Source organism: Arthrobacter sp. I3, assembly GCF_000520575.1.
Lineage (GTDB): Bacteria > Actinomycetota > Actinomycetes > Actinomycetales > Micrococcaceae > Arthrobacter > Arthrobacter humicola_A.
Window position 1 is genome coordinate 10389 of sequence record NZ_KI914940.1, and the last position, 6669, is coordinate 17057.

Here is a 6669-nt window from a genome sequence, read left to right on the forward strand (position 1 = left end):
CGGCTGGCCACGACCCCGCCCAGAACCGCGGCGGTCTCCCCGGGGACAACGAAGCCGACGAAGAGGGCGTCCTCGGCGAAGACCAGCAGGCCCACGATGATCAGGGCCAGCAGCGGGTCCACATTCAGGACGCTGTCTACAAACCCGCTCACCGGGTTTCCGCTCCCCTGCCGAACGGGACGGCCTCATCCGACGTGCGACGGTGATGTCTTCGGTTCCGGTCCACATCCTTCTCCTCGCGCGTTCGCCTTGCACCGACAGCGTCTGCCGGTTTGCGATCCAAGTCAACGGCTCGCTTGTCGGCAGGGAACCCCCGGGCCACGGACGCCCAAGAGTGGCTTTAGCCCGGGAGCTGGCCGAACACGTGGCGGCGGATCCAGGCGTGCATCGCGATCGCGGCGGCGGAGGCTGCGTTGATGGAACGGGTGGAGCCGAACTGCTCGATCGACAGGGTGTCCAGCGCCGCTTCGTGGACTTCAGGGGTCAGGCCCGGGCCTTCCTGGCCGAAGACCAGGACGCAGTCCTTGGGCAGTTCGTAGGTCTCCAGCGGTACCGAGTCCGGGAAGATGTCGATCCCGATGATCGCCAGCCCCTCCCCCTGCGCCCAGGCCACGAAGTCCTCAACGGTGGGGTGGTGGCGGACGTGCTGGTAGCGGTCGGTGACCATGGCCCCGCGGCGGTTCCACCGGCGTCGTCCGATGATGTGGACTTCCTTGGCCAGGAACGCGTTGGCGGTCCGGACCACGGTGCCGATGTTGAGGTCGTGCTGCCAGTTCTCGATCGCGATGTGGAAATTGTGGCGTTTGGAGTCCAGGTCGGCCACGATCGCCTCGTGCTTCCAGTAGCGGTATTTGTCCACCACGTTGCGCCGGTCGCCGTCCGCCAGGAGGTCAGGATCCCAGTGCCCGCCCTGTGGAAGTTCGCCTTCCCAGGGGCCGACGCCGACCTCCGCCTTTGGTTCCGGCCCTTCCTCTGCGGCGGGAAGGGACGGGGCGGGGCTATCGGGCTGTTCAGTCACTCCTCAACATTAGACTGGGAGCCAGTAAGCAGCACATCACCAGCGGCGGAGGTCCCCATGGCAGAGTCAGACGAAGTACGTTCATCGGCGTCGGTATACCGCAGCGGCCAGGAAATCGAGTGCTGGCTCACGGACATGGATGGTGTGCTGGTCCACGAGAACCAGCCCATCCCGGGCGCGGCGGAGCTGATCCAGCGCTGGGTGGACACCTCCAAGCGGTTCCTCGTGCTGACCAACAACTCAATCTTCACGCCCCGGGACCTCGCGGCCCGGCTGAGCTCTTCCGGGCTGGAAATCCCGGAGGAGAACATCTGGACCTCGGCCCTGGCCACGGCCCAGTTCCTCAAGGACCAGGTCCGCGGCTCGGAGTCGGGAAACCGCGCCTACACGATCGGCGAAGCAGGACTCACGACGGCGCTCCACGAGGCCGGCTTCATCCTCACCGACCAGAACCCCGACTTCGTGGTGCTCGGCGAGACCCGCACGTATTCGTTTGAAGCCATCACCATGGCCATCCGCCTGATCCTCGCCGGCGCGCGTTTCATCGCCACCAACCCGGACGCCACCGGGCCCTCGAAGGACGGCCCCATGCCTGCCACCGGGGCCATCGCCGCCCTCATCACCAAGGCCACGGGCCGCGAACCGTACATTGTGGGCAAGCCCAACCCGATGATGTTCCGGTCTGCAATGAACCAGATCGACGCGCACTCGGAAACCACGGCGATGATCGGTGACCGCATGGACACCGACATCATCGCCGGCATGGAGGCGGGCCTGCACACGGTGCTGGTGCTCAGCGGCATCACCCACCGGGACGATATCGCCGCGTATCCGTTCCGGCCGAACCAGATCCTGAATTCCGTGGCGGACCTCAAGAACCAGATCTGAGCAACACCCCGGAACGCGATACCTCAGAACGCGGTCTTCTTCCCGCCGCCGCCGGGCAGCGGGAAGAGATCGTCCTGGAGTTTCTCGATGATGGGCCGGTAGATGAACGGACTCCAGCCAGGGCTCGCGTGCTCCGGCCTCGCCCCGTCGGTGCGCAGGTCATCCGAGACCATGTTGGTTTTGAAGGACAGTGACCAGGTGTCCCGGGCGGTCTCGTAATCCACCGTCTTGTCCCGGGGGTTGCCAATGAACGCCATCTTCGTTTCGCCCAGCTTCCCGACGAAACGGCTGGCCTCAAAGTGGAAGATGTACGCGGATTCGGACTGGATCAGCACGCTGGACGGCGCGATCGGGGACAGCTGTTCCAGGGTCTGGTCCACCACCTGGCCCCAACTGCGTTCATTCTTGTGCAGCATCCTCTCGCCGAGCTCGTAGCCGCCGCGCAGCACTGTGGGGAAGCGGAACCCGCTTTCGTAGAGCAGCACCACGCCCTCGAACCAGCTCTGGTCCAGCACGTCGTGCCGGCTCGCCGGGCTGGAGTCGAGGAGGATGAACGCCACTTCGACGCCGTGCAGTTCGCGCAGCCGGGCCGCCACCTGGGTTGCCACCATGCCGCCAAAACTATGGCCGTAGAAGTAGAGGGTGGTGAGATTGTGGGCGCGGACGTGCTCGATCACGGCGATGACCACCTCGTCGATGTCCAGGCCTTCGTTGGAATACCCGACGGCGGCGAGCTGGCCCCTCTTGTTCAGGGAGCCGCGCAGCGCGTTCAAGATCCACAGGGCTTCTTCCCAGCTCGTTTTGTAGCCGGGGAACAGGATCCAGCTGGCGTGGGGGTAATACCGTTCGGCAACGTCGTCAGGTACTTGGAGGATCCGGCTGACACGCCGCTCGGCCTGCACGCGCTGAGTGAACAGCATGTCCGCCGCCAGCAGCGACGCGGACCCGGCGCCGATCAGGAACGATCGCCGGGAAACCCGTTTAAGCTCGACGGCGCGGCGGAGCATGCGGGCCTCGGAAGCACCGGGGCCTCGCGGATGGTTCGGATCCATCTCGGCCGGCACATCTCTACCGTATCCACGCTTCGGCGGGGATGAGAAACCGGACCATACAGCGGTCACGAAGCCCAGCGTGGAAGCGCCGCTGGCACGCCGTTGGCGCGGTTGGCGCCGTTGGCACGCGGTTGGCGCCGTTGCCGGTTACGCGGGTTCGGGCTCGCGGCCGACCTCGCGGCGGCTGATTTCCATACCGATCTCGTCATAGGTCGCCAGGAGTTCCGAGCGTGCCATGTCAGCGGGATCATCGAGAAGGCCGAACACAGAGTCGCTCGCGGCGAAGAGTTCGTCGTCGGAGAACCGGTTCAGCTTCCGGGTTCCTGAGGGATCGATCGAGGCCGTAAATTCACCGGCCATGTCCAGAGGTGGCAATGCGGCGGTATCGTCGCGGTGCGCGGTCAGTTCCAGGGAGACTCCGCCGGGAGCCGGCATGCCGGCGACCTCCGAGCCGGAGGCCCCGCCGTCGATCGCGTTGAGGTCGTTGCGCAGGCCGGCCAGCGCCGCTGATTCCACAAATGCGGCCAGGCCGAGGTCGACGCGGATGTGCGAGATGATCCCCATACGGCGGATGCGCTGGATAATGTGCATCAGGGAGGGGCGGGAGGCTTGTGTGAGGCTCCCCCGGACACTAATCCGGACGACGTCGGAAACGACATCGAGTTTGACGTGGGCTTGCAGTGTTTGGTCCATAGGTACTCCAAATAAGGATGTCTATGGCCGACGGCTCAACCGCATTCAGCGTATCCGCGCTTGTGGTCGCACACAAGTCATAGGCCGCTGCCGGTTCAGCCGGCCTGCCGCCGGTTCGGCTCTTCGTAGTGCGTCCTGGTAGCCGTTCCGCCGACAGATTGCACCAGTGAGGCGGCGATGTCGCGGAGTTTGACGTTTCCGTTGCTGGAGGCATCGGTGAGGATCCGGACAGCCGTTTCCTGGTCGCAACGGTTCTGGGCCATAACGATCCCGATGGCCATGTCGATCACGGTCCGGGATTCAAGCGTGGCGCGCAGGTTTGTGGCACTGTCCGTGTGCAGCGAGAACCGGACTGCCAGCCGCAGCGCCTGGGAGATTTCGCGGGTGTAGCCGCGGGCCCGGACCGCGACGTCGCCGTCGAACTTGTGCGGGACATCGGAGTAGAGGTTCAGGGCCGCCTGGGCTTCGCCCTGGAGGTGGAAAGGCACCGACAACACCGAGCGCAGGCCGTGCGAGGCGACGGCGGAGGCGTAGTCAGGACCCCAGCGGTCCTCGTCGAAGAGGTCCGGGACGTAGACCTCCCGTTCCTCCTTGGCGGCGGTCAGGCAGGGGCCCTGGGACAGTGAGTACTGGATCTCGTCCACTTCGCGGGCGGAGTCGCTGCTCCACCCGATCGTGGCGGCCTTACGGTCCCGGAGCAGGGTGATTCCGCACAGCGCGTCGTCGCCGGAGCCGGCCACCTGGTGCGCGGAAAAACGCGCGAGTTCGTTCAGGAACTCTTCGAAGTCCGCGCTGTCCAGGATCAGGTTCTGGATCTGGTCGACCGTTCCCACCGAGATGTCGGCGCCCTGCCCCTCAGGGCCGCGGTTCACACCGCTGTTCAGGGACTTTTCGGACGGGAGCATGGCGCGTGTTCTCCAGATAAAGGATGGACGGGTATGGGACAAATGATAGGTCACGGCCCATACCCCGTCCACCTCTGCCGTCCGGCGTCGAACCCCTAGCTAAGGCCGAGTTCGTCCTTGCCGAAGGCGAAGAGATACGGAACACCGGCTTCGGCCTCGATCTTTTCCTTGGCCCCGGTGTCGCGGTCCACGATCACGGCGACGGCCACCACGTTGCCGCCGGCCTTGCGGACGCCCTCGACGGCGGTCAGCGCGGACCCGCCGGTGGTTGAGGTGTCCTCCAGGACCAGGACCTTGCGGCCCTCGACCGAGGGGCCTTCCACCTGGCGGCCCATGCCGTAGGACTTCTGCGCCTTGCGGACCACGAAAGCGTCCACCGGGCGGCCGGCGTCGACGGCGGCACGCATGACGGCGGTGCCCACCGGGTCCGCCCCCATGGTGAGTCCCCCGGCGCACTCGAAATCGATCCCGGCGTCCTCCATCAGCGAGAGCATGACCTGTCCGACGAGTTTGGACGCCTCGTGGTGCAGGGTGATGCGGCGCAGGTCGATGTAGTAGTCGGCTTCGGCGCCGCTGGAGAGGATGACCTTGCCGCGGACTACGGCCAGTTCCTTGATCAGTTCCAGGAGTCGGGCACGGGCAGCGGCAGCGTCGGCTGCGAAGTCACGGGTGGCAGTCATGGCTCCCAGTTTAGTGGCTGGTCCGCCGCGGATTCCCAGCCGGTGAGCTGTATGTCGGTCCCGGGTCAGGGCTAGGGCTGCGGCTGGGGTTCGGCACGCCGCGCGAAGGCCGGTGCGTGCTCGGGCCGCGGGCCAAAGGCGATGAAGCGGGGAATGATCTTGCGGAACGCCGGAACGTGCCGGGCGAAGAAGAGTGCCGCGGCCGGAAATTTTGTCCGCTTCCCGGTCATGACCGGGACGAAGATCGCTCGTTGCATGATCCGTTGGACGGTCTGCACAATGACGGTCGGCAGCCGGCGCCGCCGTTCCACTTTCTCAAGGTCCGCCGTGGTTACCCGGCCCCGGAGCAGTGCGGGGGCAAGGTACTCGGCGGCGGCGGCCGCGTCCTGGATGGCGAGGTTGATTCCGACGCCGCCGGCCGGGGACATCGCATGCGCGGCGTCCCCGATGAACAGCAGCCCATTGATGTGCCACGAGCGCAGCCGGTTCAGGCGCACGTCCAGCCAGTGAAGGTCATCGAGGGATTTGATGGCGTCCACCCGGTCCGCGAGATCGGGGCGGAGCCCTGCGACCCGCCGTCGAAAGCCCTCAACGCCTTCCGCACGGATCCGGGCGTCGGCGCCCTTGGCGGCGAGGTAGCCCATTTGGTAGTAGTCGTTGCGGAACAGGGCCAGCAGCGCCTCGCCGGGCCCGAACGCCGGCACAAGCCCGGCCACCTCACCCGTTTCGGAGGGATAGCGGGGCAACCGGAACCACCAGGTGTCGAAGGGCACCGGGAACTCCTTTGGCGCCAGCCCGGCCGCAGTGCGCAGCGCGGAATGGCGGCCGTCCGTGGCAACCACCAGATCCGCCAGCAGCTCGTCCTGCGTGCCGTCGGGAGTCCTGAAGCGGACTCCGCGGACGCGGCCCCCGTTGCGGACCAGGCCGGTGGCGGTGTGGCTCATGAGCAGCGTAAACCCCGGTTCCTGGGCGGCGGCGTCGGCGAGGAAGCTCAGGAAATCCCACTGCGGCATCATGGCGATGTAGTTGTACGGCGGCGGCAGGGCGTCAAAGTCACCCATGGTCACGGACGGCCCGCCCGGGACCGGGAAAACGACGTTCTTCAGGCGGCTCTGCGGCAGCCGGCGGAACTCCTGGCCGAGCCCAAGTTCGTCAATGAGCCGGATGGTGGACGGGTGCACGGTGTCGCCGCGGAAGTCGCGCAGAAAATCGGCGTGCTTCTCCAACACCGTCACCCGCACCCCGGCGCGTGCCAGGAGCAAGCCCAGCATCATCCCCGCAGGTCCACCGCCCACCACCGCGCATCCGGTCTTCTCCATGGCCCCACGCTACGCCTGCGCGGGGTGCCGCGGGAGGGTTTTTCGCGCACGTTTCGGACCCGCGCCGCGGCTTCGGACCGGCGCGGCGGGGATCCGCGCAGCACCGGCCCGAAA

Annotated in this window: 7 protein-coding genes; 1 reads left to right on the forward strand and 6 read right to left on the reverse strand. The window is 66.5% G+C overall.

The genetic code is table 11. The features are described from left to right. Positions 1-340 precede the first annotated feature (340 nt). Positions 341-1018, reverse strand: a complete 678-nt coding sequence (locus Y706_RS0116220) for a TrmH family RNA methyltransferase (RefSeq protein ID WP_028277431.1) — start codon at positions 1016-1018, stop codon at positions 341-343. Between the two features lie 57 nt (positions 1019-1075). Between Y706_RS0116220 and Y706_RS0116225 the strand changes: the two genes are divergently transcribed. Beyond that, positions 1076-1906 carry an HAD-IIA family hydrolase gene (locus Y706_RS0116225; protein WP_028277432.1) on the forward strand — a complete coding sequence of 277 codons (831 nt, stop codon included), beginning with the start codon at positions 1076-1078 and terminating at the stop codon, positions 1904-1906. Positions 1907-1929: 23 nt separating this feature from the next. On the opposite strand, the gene Y706_RS0116230 is transcribed toward Y706_RS0116225, so the two are convergent. The 5 genes from Y706_RS0116230 to Y706_RS0116250 all read right to left on the reverse strand — a co-directional run bounded on the left by Y706_RS0116230 (position 1930) and on the right by Y706_RS0116250 (position 6555). Beyond that, positions 1930-2958 carry a thioesterase domain-containing protein gene (locus tag Y706_RS0116230; protein ID WP_028277433.1) on the reverse strand — a complete coding sequence of 343 codons (1029 nt, stop codon included), beginning with the start codon at positions 2956-2958 and terminating at the stop codon, positions 1930-1932. Positions 2959-3105: 147 nt separating this feature from the next. Then, positions 3106-3651, reverse strand: coding sequence for a hypothetical protein (locus Y706_RS0116235; protein ID WP_028277434.1), 546 nt, complete (start codon positions 3649-3651; stop codon positions 3106-3108). Between the two features lie 95 nt (positions 3652-3746). Beyond that, positions 3747-4484, reverse strand: a complete 738-nt coding sequence (locus tag Y706_RS0116240; protein ID WP_043436318.1) for a GAF and ANTAR domain-containing protein — start codon at positions 4482-4484, stop codon at positions 3747-3749. A gap of 167 nt (positions 4485-4651) precedes the next feature. Beyond that, complete coding sequence (pyrE, locus tag Y706_RS0116245; RefSeq protein WP_028277435.1) at positions 4652-5236, reverse strand: orotate phosphoribosyltransferase; 585 nt, start codon at positions 5234-5236, stop codon at positions 4652-4654. A 71-nt stretch (positions 5237-5307) separates the two neighbouring features. After that, a complete protein-coding gene (locus Y706_RS0116250; RefSeq protein WP_043436308.1) occupies positions 5308-6555 on the reverse strand; it encodes an FAD-dependent oxidoreductase in 1248 nt (415 codons plus the stop codon). Positions 6556-6669: the final 114 nt, after the last annotated feature.

What these genes read in the sequence shown, in the direction of transcription:
- Y706_RS0116225 (WP_028277432.1), top strand. Translation starts at nt 1,076, where the DNA reads ATGGCAGAGTCAGACGAAGTACGTTCATCGGCGTCGGTATACCGCAGC.
- Y706_RS0116230 (WP_028277433.1), bottom strand. Translation starts at nt 2,958, where the DNA reads ATGGATCCGAACCATCCGCGAGGCCCCGGTGCTTCCGAGGCCCGCATG.
- Y706_RS0116235 (WP_028277434.1), bottom strand. Translation starts at nt 3,651, where the DNA reads ATGGACCAAACACTGCAAGCCCACGTCAAACTCGATGTCGTTTCCGAC.
- pyrE (WP_028277435.1), bottom strand. Translation starts at nt 5,236, where the DNA reads ATGACTGCCACCCGTGACTTCGCAGCCGACGCTGCCGCTGCCCGTGCC.
- Y706_RS0116250 (WP_043436308.1), bottom strand. Translation starts at nt 6,555, where the DNA reads ATGGAGAAGACCGGATGCGCGGTGGTGGGCGGTGGACCTGCGGGGATG.